Consider the following 19,972-nt stretch of genomic DNA (forward strand, 5'->3'; position numbering starts at 1 on the left):
TTTATTATGAAAAAATTTGCGCCTTTGAGTCCGAAGGTCAATGCGCTATTGCATGGCGCCGACTATAACCCGGAGCAGTGGGAGAACTATCCCGATATTATCGATAAAGATATTGCCATGATGCAGCAGGCAAAATGTAATGTTATGTCGGTAGGGATATTTAGCTGGGCGAAACTTGAACCTCAGGAAGGCGTATTTGAGTTTGGCTGGTTGGACAGTATCCTGGATAAACTCTATGCCGCCGGCATTCATGTCTTTCTCGCGACCCCAAGCGGCGCGCGCCCGGCCTGGATGTCGCAGAAATATCCTCAGGTCCTGCGCGTCGGTCGCGATCGGGTGCCTGCGCTGCACGGTGGACGTCATAACCACTGTATGTCGTCGCCGGTCTACCGTGATAAAACCCTGAAAATAAATTCCCTGCTGGCGGAGCGCTACTCGCAGCATCCGGCGGTGCTGGGCTGGCATATCTCCAATGAATACGGCGGAGAGTGCCACTGCAGCCTGTGCCAGGAGCGTTTCCGCGGCTGGCTGAAAGCGCGCTATGAAACGCTGGATAACCTCAATCACGCCTGGTGGAGTACCTTCTGGAGCCACACCTACAGCGACTGGTCGCAGATCGAATCTCCGGCCCCGCAGGGGGAAGTCTCCATTCATGGTCTGAACCTGGACTGGCATCGCTTCAATACCGCTCAGGTGACGGACTTCTGCCGCCACGAAATTGCGCCGCTGAAAGCGGCGAATGCTGCGCTGCCGGTAACAACCAACTTTATGGAGTATTTCTACGATTACGACTACTGGCAGCTGGCGCAGGTGCTGGACTTTATCTCATGGGACAGCTACCCCATGTGGCACCGTGATAAAGATGAAACCACGCTGGCCTGCTACACCGCTATGTATCATGACATGATGCGCAGCCTGAAGGGCGGCAAACCGTTTGTGTTAATGGAATCCACCCCGAGCGCGACCAACTGGCAGCTGACCAGTAAGCTGAAGAAACCGGGAATGCATATTCTCTCTTCTCTGCAGGCGGTGGCGCACGGCGCGGATTCGGTGCAGTACTTCCAGTGGCGTAAGAGCCGCGGTTCGGTTGAGAAGTTTCATGGCGCGATTATCGATCATGTCGGTCATCTGGATACGCGCGTGGGTCGTGAAGTGACGGCGCTCGGCGAGATGTTAAGCCAGCTGCCGGGCGTCGTGGGCTGCCGGACGGATGCGAAAGTGGCGATTATCTTCGACCAGCAAAACCGCTGGGCGCTGGATGATGCACAGGGGCCGCGAAATCTCGGCATGGAGTATGAAAATACCGTCAACGAACATTACCGTCCGTTCTGGGAGCAGGGGATTGCGGTTGATGTTATCGATGCTGACGTTGACCTGAGCGCTTATCAACTGGTCATTGCGCCAATGCTGTATATGGTTCGTGAGGGATTTGCCGAACGCGCCGAAGCGTTTGTGGCTAACGGTGGTCATTTAGTTACAACATACTGGACGGGTATTGTTAACGAATCCGACCTTTGCCATCTCGGCGGTTTCCCGGGCCCGCTGCGTAAACTGCTGGGCATTTGGGCGGAAGAGATTGACTGCCTGAACGACGGCGAACGCAACCTGGTACAGGGGCTGGCGGGCAATGAAGGGGGCCTGCAGGGACCGTATCAGGTACGCCATCTGTGTGAACTGATCCATGCCGAAACGGCGCAGCCGCTGGCGACCTACCGCGATGATTTTTACGCGGGAAGACCGGCGGTTACCGTCAATCACGTGGGTAAAGGTAAGGCCTGGCACGTCGCTTCGCGCAACGATCTGGCTTTCCAGCGGGACTTCTTCACCGCCATAAGTAAAGAGCTGTCGCTGCCGCGTGCGGTGGCAGCCGATTTCCCACCGGGCGTGGTGGCGACCGCACGGACGGACGGTGAGACCACCTACGTGTTCCTGCAAAACTACAGCGCGCAGCAGCAGCAGGTGACCTTACCGCAGGGCTATCAGGACAGCCTCACCGGCGCGGCACTGAACGCGCCGTTGACCTTAAAAGCGTGGGATTGCCGCATTCTCAGCCGTCACGCGTAATTTTTCTCTATCCACGCCTGCTCGCAAGAGCAGGCGTTTTTTTATCTGCTTATCAGGAGTCTATTATGGTGAGTTTAAAATCCTTTCTGAATTATTTCTCCCAGTCTCGTCCGGCGGTAACGTTAAGCCAGGCGGAACAACAACAGATTGAACGTTTAATTCAGGCTTTTGGCGGCGAGGCGAATATTGTCAACGTTGACGCCTGTATCACCCGCTTACGCGTCACGGTGAATAATCTGTCGATTGTTGACTCTCAGGGGCTACAGCAGCAGGGAGCGCTTGGCGTTATTATCCTTGGGCAGCAGGTGCATGCTATTTTCGGTAAACAGTCGGATGCTTTGCGTCAATTACTTGACGAACACTTTGCCAGCCGTAAATAAAATAAAACGGGATAACGCAATAATGAGTTATCCCGAAAAGAAAACAAAGCATTCAATGGCAATAATGATTACCGGAGGGTAATTAACGACCTTACAGCTGGAGATAAAACAGTTAAATGACGACTACCACCAGGCCTCGACCTGTACACCAAAGTTCCACGTATTATTGGCAGTTTGATCTTCGAACGGTTTACCGTTTTCAGAGTCATTCAGATACGAAGCGAAAATGCGCAGTTCCGGGCGAGACATAAAGTCAGGGCCATCGGCCAGGCCCAGCGCGATGGTATATTTCTCACCGGCCTGCTTATAATCAGTATTGTTCTTGTAGCTATCTTTTTGGTAAAAGCCGCCCACTTCGCCAATCAGGCGCACGTATTCGGTGAACTGATACTGCCCACGAGCCACCAGCGACAGCATGCGCGTTTTATCCGTGTAATCGGTGATGTTGTCCGCGGAGCCCCAGGTGAGAACGTGGTTAATGGAGAACTTTTCGGTAATCGGAATTAAACCGGTATTAATCACGCGGTATCCGGTGGCGTCATTGACGTAGTTCCACATGTCGTACCAGCCGCCGCCCTGGGAAACCATGTTCTGCGCCAGCCCTTTGTTGGCGTACTGCAGCACCGTTTTGTTGTAACCACCCAGCATATCCTGGCTGATTTCACCGGTTAGCATGACGCCGTTTTCAGCATCGTATAGACCACCGTAGGAGTCCTGCTTTTTAGTGGTATTCGGCATCGCGTAGTCGATACCAAATTCGGTCCACGAACCGGCCCACGGCTTCCAGCCTGCGTAGCGCAGGTCGAGGTAGTTAATGTTGACGTTGCTATCGCCATCGACGCGGTAGTCGACGTCATTGGCATCTCCGCGGATCCAGGCAAATGAAACGGCCCCCGGGCCGAGCGTATAGTTTTCGATCCCGGCACCGGATCCGGAAATGTTCCAGTATTTGGTATCAATGATGTGGAGATCGTGGCGCTGGTAGTAGCGTTTACCACCCCAAATGACCGCGTTCGGATCGCCGGGGACCAGCCCTTTGATTTGCAGGTTGAGCTGGCGCAGGCCGAATTGGGCATCATCATCGAGCGTGGTTTCGTTATCGTTAGAACCGTCAGAGACCATGCTGACCATGCTATCAAGATAGAAGCTAACGTCATTCTTCTTATAGACCTCTGATCCCAGCTCCAGCTCGCCGTAGGTATCGGACTCATTACCCAGACGGCCAATTTTGTTTTTTTGCCATTCGGCCTGACTACCGTCGCCGGAGACCCCAACCCCGGCGCGCATATAGCCATGAAAATCGATACCCGGAAGCGTGGCGGAAGCAGCAAACACGGATGGTGAAATCAGCGCAGCGGCCAACGCAGCGGAGAGTGTGCGCAGCGTAGTGTTCATGTCTATCCTCTTATTGTTTTGTATTACGTTCACATAACCGATGTCATAAAATGCCTAAACCCGAATTCAGGCAATTAAATGATCGCTATAGTGTGATTAACTGCAAATAAATTGGCGGGTTTTGTAACGACTAGTGAGTCCATTCACAATTTGTTGTATTGTGAGCGTAATACTTTTTGTGATGATTGTGGTTCAGGGGACGCGGCGATGAGCGTTTTTTCACATTGCCCCTGTTACAATCCAGGGATAACAACATAAGGAACCGGACTATGAAGTCTAAAAGCGCGACCTTAGAAGACGTTGCTCGCCATGCGGGCGTCTCCTATCAGACCGTGTCCAGGGTACTCAATAAATCTGCTAATGTATCCAAAGCCACACGCAGCAAGGTGGAGAAATCCATTGAGGAGCTGCGCTATGTCCCAAACCGCCTGGCGCAGCAGCTGGTAGGAAAGCAAAGCCGCACCGTGGGCCTGGTCACCATCTCCCTCGCATTGCACGCGCCTTCTCAGGTGGCTGCTGCGGTAAAACGCTATGCGAATGTAGAAGGCTATCAGGTGCTCATCTCTATGATTGATGAGAGCGTCAACCAAAGTATTCAAGATTCCATTAATGAACTTAAGTCTCAGCTGGTAGATAAGGTCATCATCAACGTGCCGCTGGAGACTGAACTGGCTCAAAAAATTGCCGCTGATAACGATGATATCGTCTGTCTTTTTTTAGATGTTGACCCCTACAGCTCCGTGTTTAACGTTTCGTTTAACCCGGCTGACGGCACCCGGGCCAGCGTCAAATATCTCTATGAAATGGGGCATCGGGAGATCGCGCTGCTAGCCGGCCCGGAAAGCTCGGTATCGGCCAAACTGCGTCTGAAAAGCTGGATTGAGACCCTTGAGGGATATGGCCTGCAGCCGGTCACGGTGATTCGCGGTAACTGGGATGCGCAGAGCGGCTATGCCGGCGCGCTGCAAATGCTGCGGGAGACGCCAAACTTTACCGCCGTTCTGGTGGGTAACGATCAGATGGCGCTGGGCGTACTGAGCGCGTTTCACCAACATCAGGTGCCGATTCCGGGGGAAAAATCGGTTATTGGTTATGATGACACCTATGAGAGTTCGTTCTTTTACCCGGCGCTCACCACCGTTTCGCTGGATCTTGATTTACAAGGAAAAGAGGCCGTCCGGCGCCTTCTCGATAGCGGCGATCACGAGACATCTCATACTTCTTCTATCCTTCCGGCTCGTCTGGTCGTGCGCCACTCTACCGGGCCAAAAACGGAGCCGGGTAAAAACCTGCAGTCTATTGCCGAACAGCTCAGAGCGCTGGCGCATCAGCTTAATCCTTAATCCGCAACGGGCGGCCTGCGCCGCCCTTTAGCCCCTTCCATTCTCAGGGTTGATCTTTGTATTCACCCGGCGTACCATAATGTTATGTTATAACGTAATGATTGAGGTCGCTATGAAACCCAATATTCATCCGCATTATCGTACGGTGGTTTTTCACGATACCAGCGCCAATGAATACTTCAAAGTCGGATCAACGATCCGTACCGAGCGCGAAATTGAGCTGGAAGGCGAGACGTATCCCTACGTAACGCTCGATGTCTCCTCCAAATCGCATCCGTATTACACCGGCAAACAGAAGGCCTTCAACAATGAAGGCAGCACCGCGCGTTTCCGCCAGCGCTTCGGCGGTTTTATTGATGCGAAAAGGAGTAAATAATGCAGGTGCTCAACTCATTGCGTAGCGCGAAACAGCGCCACCCGGATTGCCAGATCGTCAAGCGCAAAGGGCGGCTGTACGTTATCTGCAAAAGTAATCCTCGCTTTAAGGCCGTCCAGGGGCGCAAGAAGAGACGTTAACGGAAGCTCTCCAGCGTTCGTAACTGCCGGCCGTCGGCGCTAAAGTTGTCGGCGGCCAGCCACTGCTGCATTGCCTTGTCAATCTGCGGCCACTCGGAATCGATAATCGAAAACCAGTCGGTATCGCGGTTGTGGCCCTTTATCACCAGCGCCTGACGAAAACGCCCCTCATACTGAAATCCCAGCCGCAGCGCCGCCCGGCGTGAAGGCTCGTTCAAACTGTTGCATTTCCACTCGTAGCGACGATAGCCGAGCGTTGCAAAAATATAATGCATCAGCAGCCATTGAGCCTCGGTGGCCATCGCCGTCCGGCTTAGTAAAGGCGAGAAGTGAACGTGGCCGACTTCAACAACGCCATTTTTAGCATCGATTCTCATCAGCGCCAGTGAGCCGACGGGCTGGTCTGTCCGTTGATCTATCACGGCAAAGTGAATGGGATCGGCCTGCCCGGAAACGTGCTCTATCCACGCGCGGTATTCCTCTACGCTGTTATCCGGCTCACGCAGCAGCCACGTCCAGCTTCGGGTGTCCGGGGCCAGCCGATGGGCGTCAAACAGCGCACCGGCGTGCGTGGAGCGCAATGGCTCAAGGCGGCAAAGGCGGCCCTGCAGATTCAACCTTTCAGGATGCGGACGGGGCAGCCAGTCGGGCAGGGCTGCGCCAACGGGTTGATCGAATTGATTAAGATGGCTCATGAGGTTTTCCTTTGGCAGGTGAATGCTGCGAGATTAGGCGCTTGTTGGTTCCATAAAAAGAACCACAGGAGTATGTTTTTAGGGTGCCATGAGGAGCGATGATGAATATTCCGGATGATGCTTTTTTTGCTTTACTGGAGCAGGCCCTGCGCGGCAGGGGAGGTGGAACCCTGCAGCGTACGCTCTATCAGACACTACGCGAGGCGATTTTGCAGGGGGCGCTGGCAGGTGATAGCCGTTTACCCGGCTCGCGCGCCATGGCCCAGCGTCTGGGACTGTCGCGCAACACCGTCAACGGCGCGCTGGAGCAGCTGGCGATAGAGGGGTATTTATTACGTAGCCGCCAGGGGACGTCCGTCGCGCCTTTAGGAACTCAGGGAGAGGGGGACGTTGAGGCGCGCCATATTGTGCTCCCTGAATACTTACAGGGATTACCGGCGGCAATCCATCGTGATTCACCCACGCTGCTCTTTACGCCGGGAATGCCTGCGGTTAACTACTTTCCGCTTTCCATCTGGCGCCGGCTCCTGGATCGCGTACTGCGTGAAGAGGGAAGCGCATTATTGGGCTACGGCGATGCGCAGGGAGAGCTCGTACTGCGAAAAGCCATTGCCCGCCACCTTGCGCTCTCGCGGGGGATCCGCTGTGAAGCCAGCCAGATTGTGATTACGGAAGGTGCGCTGGAAGGCGTCGATTTATGCACGCATTTGCTGAGCGTCGCTGGCGATACGGCATGGGTAGAAGAACCCGGCTATCCGGGAGCAAAAAGCATTTTTCTCAAATCCGGACTTCATATAGAGGGCGTGCCGGTTGATCATGAAGGGATGCGTTTTGATAGTCATAATGATAGTGAAGCGCCGCGATTGATCTTTACTTCACCTTCCCATCAATACCCCTGCGGGGCAGTGATGAGCGCCGGGAGGCGACTGGCGCTACTGGAGTATGCCCGCCGGCATGATTCATGGATTATTGAAGATGATTACGACAGCGAGTTTCGCTACAGCGGTGAGCCCATTCCGGCCATGCTGGGGATGGCCAGGCAGGCGCCGGTGGTTTATCTGGGGACATTCAGCAAAACGCTATTTCCGGCGCTGCGCATTGGCTTTATGGTGATGCCTCCCGCGCTGGCGGAGGCCGCACGTGGCGCCATTGGTTCGCTATTACGCGGCGGACATTGGGCCGAACAGAGGGCGCTGGCGTTGTTCATTGAAGAGGGGCACTACGCACGTCATTTAGCCGCCATGCGCCGTTTATACCGTAAACGTCAGCAGCAGCTGCGGGAGATTCTGGCTCAAGAGCTCAGGCATCCTTATGAACTGTTTGGCGGCGAGGGGGGCCTGCACCTGACCGTTGCTATCGACAACGTGGATGACCTGGCGATTGTGCAGCAGGCCCGGCGGTTTCAGCTGGCACCCGGGGCGTTAAGCCGTTTTTACCTGGATGTAAACACGGCGCGAAGCGGCTTTGTTCTGGGCTACGGTAATACGTCCGCCTCGCATTTTATGGCTGCGGTACGGACGCTGAGCCGTCTTATTGCGCTGGACCGACGCGGGTAAGAGAAAACACATCGTAAAAGGAGAGTTCGCCTTTGGTGGCGATCATTTTTTGTAGCTGAGCCTTTTGTTCGCCGCCGACGCGTGGCGATTGCAGGATGCGTTCAAGCAGCTGCTCAGGGACAAATCGGGTGTTGTACCACTCACCGTTGTAGCACACGCGGAAATCAAGAACGTCAATATCTTCATAACGATAGCGCGGGTAGACGTCGAAGAAAAAGAAACCGTTTAGCAGAACAAATAACACAATTAACAGCCAGACAGAATCTACCAGCGTTTCGGAACGTAGCATCACAATAAGCGTGGCCAGGAAAGCCGCGTACATGGCGACAAAAAGCCATGGATGGTTGCGAATAAAGCTAATGCTAAAGCGCGGACGGTTGTCGCGCTTCTCTTTCACATTAAGCTCATCAATGGTGCTCTTCAGCAGCAGCTGTATTTCTGTCATCTTATTCCCCAAATTCTGCCATGAGCCCGTATCCAGGCGTGACAAACCGGGCTCAGCCTGAAGGCTATTTTATGTTGCGTAAATCCATGGGGAAAGTAACAGATTGGTTGCAGAAAAGCATAACAGTTACCGTTTTTCGCTCTCCAGCATTTTGATTATCCGTGCCGGGTTTCCGCCGACGACGGCGTTTGCCGGCACATTTTTTACTACGACGGCCCCCGACGCCACCACGGCATTATCGCCGATAGTGACGCCTGGATTAATCACTGCCCGGCCGCCAATCCACACATTGTGGCCAATGGTGACGGGTTTTCCGTACTCTTGACCACTGTTGCGGTCGACAGGGTCAAGGGGATGCGTAGCGGTATAAATATGCACGCCCGGCGCCAGCATGCAGTTATCGCCAATATGAATTGGACAGACGTCAAGCATGACGCAATCAAAGTTAGCGTAGAAATTTTTGCCGAGGAAGATATTGTAGCCATAGTCACAGCGAAATGTGGGTTCGATATACGCGTCACTCGCGTGCCCAAGCAGTTCAGAAAGTAATGCGTTTCTTAATTCACGTTCTTCAGGCGCCGAATGATTGTAGCGGTGCAGCAGCTGTCTGGCCCGCAGACGATCGGCTTTCAACGTGGCGTCACCTGCCAGATACAGTTCGCCGGCAATCATTTTTTGTTTCTCTTCGCTCATGGAGGCTTTCCTTATTTCCTTATCGTTAGGCCGCCATAGTATAAAAAAGAAACCGGTTTCATATTCGCATTGAGCCAACATCTGTGAGCACTGTCACACTTATTATCATCACGAGAGAGGGGCGTTTTCGGCACGAGATGTATGACTTTCATTTGAAATAAACTAGCGGATAAATTTCCAGACTGAAGGGGGGATCTTGTCATACAGTTTATTCATCGTCAGCTCAGCAAGACGATGGTCGGCCGCTGAGTAAAATACCGCCAGTTCATTATCGGAAAGTTCATATTTATTTTTTTCAATTACGCGCTCCAGCGTATCAATTGTCTGACAGCGTCGTAAACGCATCAAATAGTCTATTTTGGTTAATGTTTTATCAGACATAAATTCACCTTTTGATTGTAATAATACTAACAAGAAAGACTGGCCGGGTTTTCCCGACAGGCGTTGACAAAGCAGCGGAATAACCGATTGCCAGATTTACGCCATTTCTGCAGATCTGCGCTGTTAATGCCGTAGTTGCTGAACAAGACGAAAGTGTCATCCAGATATTCGTCAATCTGGGTAATCAGCTTATTATCCTCTGCATACTTAATTTTATAATTAAGTGCGAACGCGGCAATGTGCTCGATCAATTCATTAAGTTGAAGATTGACAGCCGAGGTCGGGTCATTAACCCAGCCGTGGTTGCTCTCTTCCAGGTTTGCAAGACAGTCATGATACAGGGTTTCGCAGAGAAATTTAAGCTGCGCAATATCATGTCTTTTTGGCGAGTATTCGTCCATAACGCATCCCCTTTTGAGTGGTTTAAACGACGATTATCGACACCGTTGTGGGATGAACACGACTAACAGACCTGACACATACATTGTAATCTTGCTGTTTAACTATAATCCACTCTTAAAAAGATTTCATCGTGCTATTACGAAAAATTACAATTATCAGCGTCCTTTTATCTTCAATGCCTCGGACTTTATTATATCGTGCCGTTACCCCGATCGGAAAAAACGAATACTGACCTTATATTTCATCAGGTTAGCCGACGCGTTTAGCCGTTATAGAGAGACAACCATACATAAAATCAGTGATTAAGAATATTCTGAGTTAGGGGCGCGGGAAAGAAATTGTGGAAAAAAAATGGAGATAAGCACCGCGACTCATCATTAAATATTATATCTCAGCTTATAAATTAGACAATAACAATCCGTGCGTTTTAACGAGGAACAAAAGAAAAGGGCCGCAAATGCGGCCCTGAGAGGAGAGAGATTAATGATGCTCAACCGGATGGCTGTGCTCAATATCCTCATTTTTCTTACTAAAGCGGCGGCGAACCACCACGAAGAACACCGGCACGAAGAAAATCGCCAGCACCGTCGCGGTCACCATCCCACCCATTACGCCAGTACCGACGGCGTTCTGCGCGCCGGAGCCTGCGCCGGAGCTGATAACCAGCGGCATGACCCCAAGGATGAACGCCAGCGAGGTCATCAGAATCGGACGCAGACGCATACGAACGGCTTCCAGCGTGGCTTCGATCAGGCCTTTGCCCTCTTTATCCATCAGGTCCTTGGCGAATTCAACGATAAGTATCGCGTTCTTCGCCGACAGGCCGATGGTGGTCAGCAGACCAACCTGGAAGTAGACGTCGTTGGTTAATCCACGGAAGGTAGCCGCCAGCAGCGCACCCACAACCCCCAGCGGAACAACCAGCATGACCGAGAACGGAATCGACCAGCTTTCATACAGCGCCGCCAGGCACAGGAAGACGACAATCAGCGAGATAGCGTACAGCGCTGGTGCCTGGTTGCCTGACAACCGTTCCTGATAAGACATACCGGTCCAGTCATAGCCAATACCCGCAGGCAGTTTACCCGCCAGCTCTTCCATAAGGTTCATCGCTTCACCGGTACTCTTGCCCGGTGTCGCCTGGCCGAGGATTTCCATTGATGGCAGACCGTTGTAACGCTCCAGACGCGGCGAGCCGTATTCCCAGCGTGAAGTCGAGAAGGCGGAGAAGGGCACCATCTGTCCATCGCTGCCGCGTACGTACCAGTTGCCGATATCTTCCGGCAGCATACGGTATTTCGCTTCAGACATGATATACACTTTCTTCACGCGACCGCGGTCAATGAAGTCGTTGACGTAGCTACCACCCCATGCTGCGCCAAGCGTCGTGTTAATGTCGCTGATAGACACGCCGAGAGCCTGCGCTTTTTCCTGATCGATATCCACTTTAAACTGCGGAGTATCTTCCAGTCCGTTTGGACGCACGCCGGTTAAGACGTCAGGATGCTGCGCGACCATACCAAAGAGCTGGTTACGTGCCTGGGTCAGTTTTTCATGCCCCAGTCCCGCCTGGTCGATAAGCTGGAAGTCAAAGCCCGTTGCGGTACCCAGTTCAACAATTGCCGGCAGGTTAAAGGCGAAGACCATTGCGTCTTTAATCTGCGAGAAATACCCCATTGCGCGACCGGTAATCGCCTCAACTTTGTTCTCTTCGCCCGGACGCTGGCTCCAGTCCTTCAGAGAAACGAACGCGATACCGGTGTTTTGCCCACGACCCGCGAAACCAAAGCCGTTTACGGCGAATACCGATTCAACGTTGTTTTTCTCTTTGGTGAGATAGTAGTCGGTCATCTCATCCAGAACTTTCTGGGTACGCTCCTGAGTTGCGCCAGCAGGCAGCTGCGCCATGCTCAGGAAGACGCCCTGGTCTTCGTCCGGCAGGAACGAACTTGGCAGACGAACGAACAGCCAGGCCATGCCGACAACGATGATCAGGTACAGCACCAGATAACGACCGGTACTGCGCAGGATATTGCCTACGCTATCGGTGTAGTGATGCGTGCTCTTATCGAACATGCGGTTAAACCAACCGAAGAAGCCGGTGGTGGCGCCATGGCTGCCTTTCTGGATGGGTTTCAGCATCGTGGCGCAGAGCGCCGGGGTCAGAATCAGTGCCACCAGTACCGACAGCGCCATCGCGGAAACGATAGTGATCGAGAACTGACGGTAAATCGCACCGGTAGAACCGCCGAAGAAGGCCATCGGGATAAATACCGCCGAAAGCACCATCGCGATACCCACCAGCGCGCCCTGAATCTGGCCCATTGATTTACGCGTGGCCTCCTTCGGCGGTAGCCCTTCTTCGGCCATTACACGCTCGACGTTTTCCACCACCACGATGGCGTCATCCACGAGCAGGCCTATGGCGAGCACCATACCAAACATGGTGAGGGTGTTTATCGAGAAGCCGAACAGCGCGAGGATAGCGAACGTCCCCAGCAGTACGACCGGCACGGCGATAGTCGGAATCAGCGTTGCGCGGAAGTTCTGCAGGAACAGGTACATCACCAGGAACACCAGAATGATGGCTTCAACCAGCGTTTTCACCACTTCGTGAATGGAGATCTGCACGAAGGGGGTGGTGTCATACGGGTAAACAATCTTCAGGCCTGACGGGAAGAAAGGTTCCATTTTCTTCAGTTCGGCACGAATGGCGTTGGCGGTATCCAGCGCGTTCGCGCCGGTCGCGAGCTTAATACCCAGACCGGACGCGGGCTGACCGTTAAACTTCGCGATAACGTCATAGTTCTCACCACCCAGCTCAATCTTCGCGACATCGCGCAGACGCACCTGGGAACCATCCTGGTTAACCTTCAGCAGAATGTTGCCGAACTCTTCAGTATTGGTCAGACGGGTCTGCGCCACGATGGAGGCGTTCAGCTGCTGACCTTTCACCGGTGGAGTACCGCCTAACTGTCCTGCTGCAACCTGGGCGTTCTGCGCTTTCAGGGCGCTGATCACGTCAACCGGCGTCAGCTGGAAGTTATTAAGCTTGTTCGGATCCATCCAGATACGCATCGCGTACTGAGAACCGAACAGCTGTACGTCACCGACGCCGCTGGTACGGCTAATCGAATCCTTCATGTTGGCGGCAACATAGTCAGAAATGTCATCCTGATTCATGGTGCCGTTGGTATTGATAACGCCGACAACCATCAGGAAGCTGCTGGATGCCTTTTCAACGCTAATACCCTGCTGCTGAACTTCTTGCGGCAGCAGCGGCGTCGCCAGCGCCAGCTTGTTCTGAACCTGTACCTGGGCGATATCCGGATCGGTACCGGATTCAAAGGTGAGGGTGATGGTTGCTGTACCGGTGGAGTCACCATTAGAAGACATGTACATCAGGTGATCGATACCGTTCATGTTCTGTTCGATAACCTGGGTCACGGTGTTCTGCACGGTTTCAGCATCGGCACCGGGGTACATGGCTGTAATGGAAATTGCCGGCGGCGCAATCGTCGGATATTGCGCTATCGGCAACTTGAGGATCGATAACCCCCCAGCCAGCATGATGATAATGGCGATCACCCACGCAAATATGGGGCGATCGATAAAGAAATTAGGCATGTCTTAACGGCTCCTGTTTAAGTTAAGACTTGGGTTGTTCTGACTGAGCGTTGCCTGCGGCTTGCTGTTTATCGTCAGAAACGACTTCCTGCGCTTTTACCTGCACGCCTGGTCTGACTTTTTGCAGACCGGTGATGATGACGCGATCGCCCGTTTTCAGCCCTTCGGTGACCAGCCATTTATCACCAATAGCCTGAGTGGCGGTAATCTGGCGAACTTCGACTTTATCACCTTCGCCGACGACCATCGCGCTGGCATCGCCGCGCGGGGTGCGGGTTACGCCCTGCTGAGGAACCAGCAGCGCATCCGGGTTGACGCCTTCTTCCAGACGCGCGCGGACGAACATCCCCGGCAGCAGAGTGTGATCCGGGTTCGGGAAAATGGCGCGCAGCGTGATAGAACCAGTGGTCTGATCAACGGTGACGTCAGAAAACTCCAGCGTACCGTTCTGCGGGTATTTCAGACCGTCGTTCGTCACCAGCTCAACCTTCGCTTTACCGTTTTCCTGCTGCAGCTTGCCGTTGGCCAGCTCTTGTTTCAGACGCAGGAAATCGTTGCTCGATTGCGTCACGTCAACATAGATAGGATCCAGCTGTTGCACGGTCGCCAGGGCGGTGGTTTGGCCGTTTTGCACCAGAGCACCTTCTGTGACCGCGGATTTACCAATGCGGCCTGAGATTGGCGAGGTGACTTTGGTGTAGGCCAGATTAATGCGCGCTGTTTCAACCGCTGCTTTGGCGGCAACCACGGCGGCGTTGCTCTGTTGCGCGGTCGCGACGGCAGTATCGTAATCCTGTTGGCTGATGTACTTAGTGCCTAACAGTTTCTGATAACGTTTAACCGTCAGCTGATCCATATTTGCCGCGGCCTGCGCTTTGGCTAAATCGCCTTTCGCGCTTTCATAAGTGGCCTGATAGGTCGCCGGATCGATTTGATAAAGAGATACCCCTGCCTGGATATCGCTCCCTTCGGTGAAGTTACGTTTAAGAATAATGCCACTGACCTGAGGACGAACTTCCGCAACGCGATAGGCGCTGGTACGGCCTGGCAGTTCGGTAGTAATTTGTAGAGGAGCGGATTTGAGCGTCACAATACCGACTTCCGGCATTTGTTGGGCTCCTTGCTGAGCCGGTTTGTCGTCACATCCTGTTAGCGCTAAGCTGCCTGAGAGCATCAGAACGACCGCCAGAGGCGTTAACCCTCTGTTTTTGTTCATATGTAAACCTCGAGTGTCCAATTTCAAATTGTTCAGTGGCTCAATCGACCACAAACCCACTGCTGTGTTTCTATTATGGTCATGCTATGGTACATACATTCACAAATGTATGTAAACGTAACCTCTGTAAACTCATCGACCTATGGCACGAAAAACCAAACAACAGGCGCTTGAGACCCGGCAACATATTCTGGATGTTGCTCTGCGTCTGTTTTCGCAGCAAGGCGTATCATCCACCTCGCTGGCCGCAATTGCAAAAGAGGCCGGTGTGACGAGGGGCGCTATCTATTGGCATTTCAAAAATAAATCAGATTTATTTAATGAAATATGGGTGCTTTCAGAAGCCAACATCAACGATCTCGAAGTTGAGTATCGGGCAAAATTCCCCAACGATCCACTGTCAGTTGTCAGAGAGATCTTAGTGTATATCCTTGAAGCAACGGTGACAGAAAAACGCAGGCGCTTGATGATGGAAATCATTTTCCATAAATGCGAGTTCGTCGGAGAGATGGTCACGCTGCAAGAAGCGCAGCGAAGTTTATGCCTTGAGAGCTACGATCGTATCGAGCAGACATTAAACGAGTGCATTGCGGCGAAGATGCTGCCCGCCAATTTACTCACCCGGCGGGCGGCGATTTTAATGCGCAGCTATCTTTCTGGCCTGATGGAGAACTGGCTGCTGGCGCCCAACGCTTTCGATCTGCAGCATGAAGCGCGGGCATATGTCGAAACGCTGCTTGAAATGTATCAATTATGCCCCTCCTTGCGCAGTTCTGAAGGCGCGGAAGCTTAAGTATCCTCGCGGACAAAAGGGGTATTTTTCCTGCTGTCCGCCGCTATTCGCGCGATAACAGAAGTGCTATTCTTCGCGCTGCGACGATCCCCGGTATTCTCCGGCTTTTGCAATCACTCATGTTAACACTATGCTGCATACTATCCGTTGGCGAAACGCCATATCCGCTTTTGTTCTTACCCTGATGTTTTTTATCGGCTGTATTAGCGTTAACACGGCGCTGGCGGCTGACTTACCCGAACGTTCCGAGGTGCAAAGCCAGCTCACGACGCTGAATAAGCAAAAAGAGCTGACTCCGCAGGACAAGCTGGTTCAGCAGGACCTGACCCAGACCCTGGAAACCCTCGATAAAATCGAACGCATTAAGTCGGAAACGACGCAGCTGCGTCAGCAGGTGGCTCAGGCGCCAGCGAAAATGAATCAGGCTATCGATAGCCTCAACGCGCTAAGCGATGTTCCCGATGATGAGGCGACGCGTAAAACGTTGAGCACGTTATCGCTACGTCAGCTGGAATCACGCGTCTCTCAGACGCTGGACGATTTGCAAAACGCGCAGAACGATCTGGCAACCTATAACAGCCAGTTAGTCTCCCTACAAACCCAGCCGGAACGTGTGCAGAATGCGATGTACTCCGCTTCGCAGCAGCTGCAGCAGATCCGTAACCGCCTGAATGGCACCTCGACGGGCGAGGAGACGCTGCGTCCTACCCAGCAGAGTTTGCTGCTGGCTCAGCAGGCTCTGCTGAATGCGCAGATAGACCAGCAGCGCAAAAGCCTGGAAGGTAACACGGTCCTGCAGGATACCCTGCAAAAGCAGCGTGATTACATCACCGCCTACAGCAACCGTCTTGAACACCAGCTTCAGTTATTGCAGGAAGCGGTGAATAGCAAGCGCCTGACGCTGACGGAAAAGACGGCTCAGGAAGCGGTTTCCCCGGACGAAACGGCGCGTATTCAGGCAAACCCGCTGGTGAAGCAGGAGCTGGAGATTAACCACCAGCTTAGCCAAAGGCTGATTTCGGCGACGGAAAATGGTAATCAGCTGGTTCAGCGCAACATCAAAGTGAAGACCTGGCTCGATCGCGCTTTGCAATCCGAGCGTGACATAAAAGAGCAGATTTCCGTGCTGAAAGGCAGCCTGCTGCTGTCGCGTATCCTTTATCAGCAGCAGCAAACGCTGCCCTCTGCGGAGGAGTTGAGCGATATGACGAACCGCATCGCCGACCTGCGCCTCGAACAGTTTGAGGTTAACCAGCAGCGCGATGCGTTGTTCCAGAGCGATGCGTACGTCGCGAAGCTGGAGGAAGGGCACAGCAGCGATGTCAATGCCGAAGTGCATAGCGCGCTTCTCGAAATCGTTGATATGCGCCGGGAGCTGCTCGATCAGTTCAACAAACAGCTGGGTAACCAGCTGATGATGGCCATTAACCTGCAGATCAATCAGCAGCAGTTAATGAGCGTGTCGACCAACCTGAAAGCCATTCTGACGCAGCAGATTTTTTGGGTAAACAGTAACCGTCCGATGGACTGGGAGTGGGTTAAAGCCTTCCCGGAAGCGCTGAAAGGGCAGTTTAAGGCGATGAAAATCACCGTAAACTGGGAAAAAGCCTGGCCTGCGGTATTTATCGCTTTCCTTGCCGGCCTGCCGTTGCTGCTGATTGCCGGTCTGATTCGCTGGCGCCTTAACTGGCTGAAAGCGTATCAGGCGAAGCTGGCTTCACAGGTGGGGCAACTGCGCAATGACACTCAGCTTCATACGCCGAAAGCGATTCTTATCGATCTGATCCGCGCGCTGCCTGTGGTGCTGGTGATTCTGGCCATTGGCCTGATTCTGCTGACCATGCAGCTGAATATCAGCGATTTGCTGTGGGCCTATAGTAAGAAGCTGGCGCTGTTCTGGCTGGTGTTTGGCCTGTGCTGGAAGGTGCTGGAAAAAGACGGCGTGGCGGTGCGCCACTTTAATATGCCGTCGCAGTTGACCAGCCACTGGCGGCGGCAGATTGTCCGCGTCAGCCTTGCGCTGCTGCCGCTCAATTTCTGGTCGGTGATGTCGGAGCTGTCGCCGCTGCACCTGATGGATGACGTGCTCGGGCAGTTTGTTATTTTCCTCAACCTGCTGCTGATTGCGGTGCTTGTTTTGCCGATGTGCCGCGAGAGCTGGCGTGATAAAGAGTCCCACAGCCTGCGCCTTATCACCGTCACCGTGCTATCGATTGTGCCCATCGCCCTGATGGTGCTGACGGCAACCGGCTACTTCTACACGACGCTGCGTCTGGCCGGCCGCTGGATTGAAACCGTTTACCTGGTGATGCTGTGGAACCTGCTGTACCAGACCGTTCTGCGCGGCCTGAGCGTGGCCGCCCGGCGTATTGCCTGGCGCCGTGCGCTGGCGCGTCGTCAGCATTTGGTTAAAGAGGGCGCTGAAGGGGCCGAACCCCAGGAAGAGCCGACGATTGCCCTGGAGCAGGTTAACCAGCAAACGCTGCGTATTACGATGCTGGTGATGATTGCGCTGTTTGCCGTGCTGTTCTGGGCGATTTGGTCCGATCTGATCACCGTGTTCGCCTATCTCGACAGTATTACGCTGTGGCATTACAACGGTACGGAAGCCGGCGTCAGCGCCGTGAAAAGCGTCACCATGGGCAGCCTGCTGTTCGCGATTGTCGCGTCGATGGTCGCCTGGGCGTTAATCCGCAACCTGCCGGGCCTGCTGGAAGTGCTGGTGCTATCGAGACTCAATATGCGCCAGGGGGCGTCGTATGCAATTACGACCATCCTTAATTACGCCATTATTGTTATTGGCGCGATGACGGTATTTGGCTCGTTGGGCGTTTCATGGGACAAACTTCAGTGGCTGGCGGCCGCCCTGTCGGTTGGTTTAGGGTTTGGCTTACAGGAAATCTTCGGTAACTTTGTTTCCGGTCTGATTATTCTCTTTGAGCGCCCGGTGCGTATTGGCGATACGGTGACCATTGGTACCTTCTCCGGTACCGTCAGCAAAATCCGCATTCGCGCCACGACGATCACCGATTTTGACCGTAAAGAGGTCATTATCCCGAATAAGGCCTTCGTGACGGAACGCTTGATCAACTGGTCGCTCTCCGACACCGTCACCCGCGTGGTCATCCGCCTTGGCGTGGCCTATGGTTCCGACCTGGATAAGGTTAAAGAAGTGCTGCTCCAGGCCGCGCATGAGCATCCGAAAGTGATGCAAGAGCCCGCGCCCTCGGTCTTCTTTACCACCTTCGGCGCCAGCACGCTCGATCATGAACTGCGCCTGTACGTGCGTGAACTTCGCGATCGCAGCTATGCGGTGGATGAGCTTAACCGCGCTATCGATCGTTTGTGCCGCGAGAACAATATTGACATCGCCTTTAACCAGCTGGAGGTGCATCTGCGCAATGAGAAGGGCGATGAAGTGACAGAGGTGAAGCGGGATAAGGGCGACAATGCCTCCCCGGCGATAAGCTAAGCATAACGGGGCGGTGGGTATCCGCCCCGCAGATGTTAATGGCTGAGCGAGGAGAGTTCTTCCTGGCTCAGACCGGTCAGTTCCATCACCATCTTCGGCTCCAGCCCGCAGGCGAGCATTTTCAGGGCAATGCTGCGCGAGATTTCTCTACGGCCCTCCTGCAAACCTTCCTGCAAACCTTCCTGTCTGCCTTCTTTTCTACCTTTTTTACGGCCTTTCTCTTCCAGCCATTCGGCAATTGTCATCAGTAGCTCCTTGTGCCTGGGCGACTGCTTCGCCAGCTCTCGAATCAGGGGCCCGGGTTTTTCCGTGGTTCCCGCCTGCAGCATATAGCTGATGAGGGTATTGATCTGGTTTTCCGTCAGATATCCTTGCGCCAGCAGCGTAATCAGCATCGGTTGCAGTTCGGCCAGATCGCGCTGGCGAATATGCTTTTGCAACAGTTCCAGCATCGCCATACGCTGGTGGCGGAGGATATGATTATCTGGCATAACGGTCAGGTCCACCAGCGGAAAATCTCCGCCGTACAGCGCGCCGGCAAGCTCAGGAAGGTCAAAAAGCTGGAGCCAGTTGAGCGTATGTGGCCAGGGGCTGACGGTGCCGTGATAAAACAGAATCGGGACCACCAGCGGCAGCGTATTGTGGCCGGCATCCAGGTGGCGCTGCATGGCGGCCAGCGTATAGCGCATCAGGCGAAAAGCCATCAGCTTATCCGGCGAGCTTTGATGTTCAATCAGCGCGTAGATATATCCCGCGCCGTGCTGCGTTTGCAGGGAGTAGAGAATGTCGGAGTAGCTGGATCGCAGGTCTTCTTCGATAAAGCTGCCGGAAGCCAGCTGCAGCGTATTGAGATCGCAGATACTTAAAAACTGCGCGGGAAGATAAAGCTGTAAAAAATCGCGAGCGACCTCTTTCTGGGCCAGCATTTGACGAAAAATAGCATCGTGCGGCGTACGTGAGAATCTTTCCATGAGCATCTATCCGTTGTGGTAAG

The 19,972-nt window shown here is 53.5% G+C and carries 18 protein-coding genes; 9 read left to right on the forward strand and 9 right to left on the reverse strand.

From position 1 onward, the window contains the following. Positions 1-6 precede the first annotated feature (6 nt). Together SIK97_RS01175 and SIK97_RS01180 are read left to right on the forward strand one after the other, a co-directional pair. Complete coding sequence (locus SIK97_RS01175; protein WP_057173778.1) at positions 7-2,064, forward strand: beta-galactosidase; 2,058 nt, start codon at positions 7-9, stop codon at positions 2,062-2,064. Between the two features lie 65 nt (positions 2,065-2,129). Beyond that, positions 2,130-2,444, forward strand: coding sequence for a glucose PTS transporter subunit EIIB (locus SIK97_RS01180; RefSeq protein ID WP_057173779.1), 315 nt, complete (start codon positions 2,130-2,132; stop codon positions 2,442-2,444). Positions 2,445-2,567: 123 nt separating this feature from the next. On the opposite strand, the gene SIK97_RS01185 is transcribed toward SIK97_RS01180, so the two are convergent. Further along, entirely contained in the window at positions 2,568-3,839 is a 1,272-nt protein-coding gene (locus SIK97_RS01185) for a maltoporin (protein ID WP_014228201.1), read from the reverse strand. Positions 3,840-4,108: 269 nt separating this feature from the next. Here SIK97_RS01185 and SIK97_RS01190 point away from each other — a divergent pair, with 269 nt between their 5' ends. The 3 genes from SIK97_RS01190 (at position 4,109) to ykgO (ending at position 5,698) form a co-directional block, all read left to right on the forward strand. Then, the gene (locus tag SIK97_RS01190) at positions 4,109-5,182 is read left to right on the forward strand and encodes a LacI family DNA-binding transcriptional regulator (RefSeq protein ID WP_048261451.1); all 1,074 of its coding nucleotides are present in this window, start codon (positions 4,109-4,111) and stop codon (positions 5,180-5,182) included. 112 nt (positions 5,183-5,294) lie between these two features. Continuing rightward, entirely contained in the window at positions 5,295-5,558 is a 264-nt protein-coding gene (locus SIK97_RS01195; protein ID WP_004848323.1) for a type B 50S ribosomal protein L31, read from the forward strand. After that, positions 5,558-5,698 carry a type B 50S ribosomal protein L36 gene (gene ykgO / locus SIK97_RS01200; protein WP_003859006.1) on the forward strand — a complete coding sequence of 47 codons (141 nt, stop codon included), beginning with the start codon at positions 5,558-5,560 and terminating at the stop codon, positions 5,696-5,698. The genes SIK97_RS01195 and ykgO overlap by 1 nt, the downstream gene beginning before the upstream one ends. On the opposite strand, the gene SIK97_RS01205 is transcribed toward ykgO, so the two are convergent. Continuing rightward, entirely contained in the window at positions 5,695-6,393 is a 699-nt protein-coding gene (locus SIK97_RS01205; RefSeq protein ID WP_048261453.1) for a GNAT family N-acetyltransferase, read from the reverse strand. The genes ykgO and SIK97_RS01205 overlap by 4 nt on opposite strands. 101 nt (positions 6,394-6,494) lie before the next feature. Between SIK97_RS01205 and SIK97_RS01210 the strand changes: the two genes are divergently transcribed. Next, the gene (locus SIK97_RS01210) at positions 6,495-7,949 is read left to right on the forward strand and encodes a PLP-dependent aminotransferase family protein (protein WP_057173780.1); all 1,455 of its coding nucleotides are present in this window, start codon (positions 6,495-6,497) and stop codon (positions 7,947-7,949) included. On the opposite strand, the gene SIK97_RS01215 is transcribed toward SIK97_RS01210, so the two are convergent. Then, a complete protein-coding gene (locus SIK97_RS01215; protein WP_014228205.1) occupies positions 7,924-8,394 on the reverse strand; it encodes a YlaC family protein in 471 nt (156 codons plus the stop codon). The genes SIK97_RS01210 and SIK97_RS01215 overlap by 26 nt on opposite strands. Positions 8,395-8,414: 20 nt before the next feature. Between SIK97_RS01215 and SIK97_RS01220 the strand changes: the two genes are divergently transcribed. Next, a complete protein-coding gene (locus SIK97_RS01220; protein WP_223226764.1) occupies positions 8,415-8,549 on the forward strand; it encodes a hypothetical protein in 135 nt (44 codons plus the stop codon). Here the strand turns inward: SIK97_RS01220 and maa are convergent. From maa to acrA, 5 genes are all read right to left on the reverse strand, one after another. Continuing rightward, on the reverse strand, positions 8,521-9,087 hold the full coding sequence (gene maa, locus SIK97_RS01225) for a maltose O-acetyltransferase (RefSeq protein ID WP_032748289.1): 567 nt from the start codon (positions 9,085-9,087) through the stop codon (positions 8,521-8,523). The genes SIK97_RS01220 and maa overlap by 29 nt on opposite strands. A gap of 162 nt (positions 9,088-9,249) precedes the next feature. Further along, positions 9,250-9,468, reverse strand: coding sequence for an HHA domain-containing protein (locus SIK97_RS01230; protein ID WP_004099646.1), 219 nt, complete (start codon positions 9,466-9,468; stop codon positions 9,250-9,252). A gap of 26 nt (positions 9,469-9,494) precedes the next feature. Next, positions 9,495-9,869, reverse strand: a complete 375-nt coding sequence (tomB, locus tag SIK97_RS01235) for an Hha toxicity modulator TomB (RefSeq protein ID WP_025107145.1) — start codon at positions 9,867-9,869, stop codon at positions 9,495-9,497. Between the two features lie 481 nt (positions 9,870-10,350). Next, entirely contained in the window at positions 10,351-13,497 is a 3,147-nt protein-coding gene (gene acrB / locus SIK97_RS01240; protein ID WP_032748290.1) for a multidrug efflux RND transporter permease subunit AcrB, read from the reverse strand. 22 nt (positions 13,498-13,519) lie between these two features. Beyond that, positions 13,520-14,713, reverse strand: a complete 1,194-nt coding sequence (gene acrA / locus SIK97_RS01245; RefSeq protein ID WP_004136054.1) for a multidrug efflux RND transporter periplasmic adaptor subunit AcrA — start codon at positions 14,711-14,713, stop codon at positions 13,520-13,522. Between the two features lie 142 nt (positions 14,714-14,855). Between acrA and acrR the strand changes: the two genes are divergently transcribed. Together acrR and mscK are read left to right on the forward strand one after the other, a co-directional pair. After that, a complete protein-coding gene (gene acrR, locus SIK97_RS01250; RefSeq protein WP_014228208.1) occupies positions 14,856-15,506 on the forward strand; it encodes a multidrug efflux transporter transcriptional repressor AcrR in 651 nt (216 codons plus the stop codon). A 130-nt stretch (positions 15,507-15,636) separates the two neighbouring features. Continuing rightward, positions 15,637-18,978 (forward strand): mechanosensitive channel MscK, encoded by a 3,342-nt coding sequence (mscK, locus tag SIK97_RS01255; protein WP_032748292.1) that lies wholly within the window; start codon positions 15,637-15,639, stop codon positions 18,976-18,978. A gap of 35 nt (positions 18,979-19,013) precedes the next feature. Here mscK and SIK97_RS01260 read toward each other — a convergent pair whose 3' ends face one another. After that, positions 19,014-19,949, reverse strand: a complete 936-nt coding sequence (locus SIK97_RS01260) for an Rpn family recombination-promoting nuclease/putative transposase (protein WP_032748296.1) — start codon at positions 19,947-19,949, stop codon at positions 19,014-19,016. Positions 19,950-19,972 lie beyond the last annotated feature (23 nt).

Source organism: Klebsiella sp. JN_Kp126 (assembly GCF_033843325.1).
Lineage (GTDB): Bacteria > Pseudomonadota > Gammaproteobacteria > Enterobacterales > Enterobacteriaceae > Klebsiella > Klebsiella michiganensis.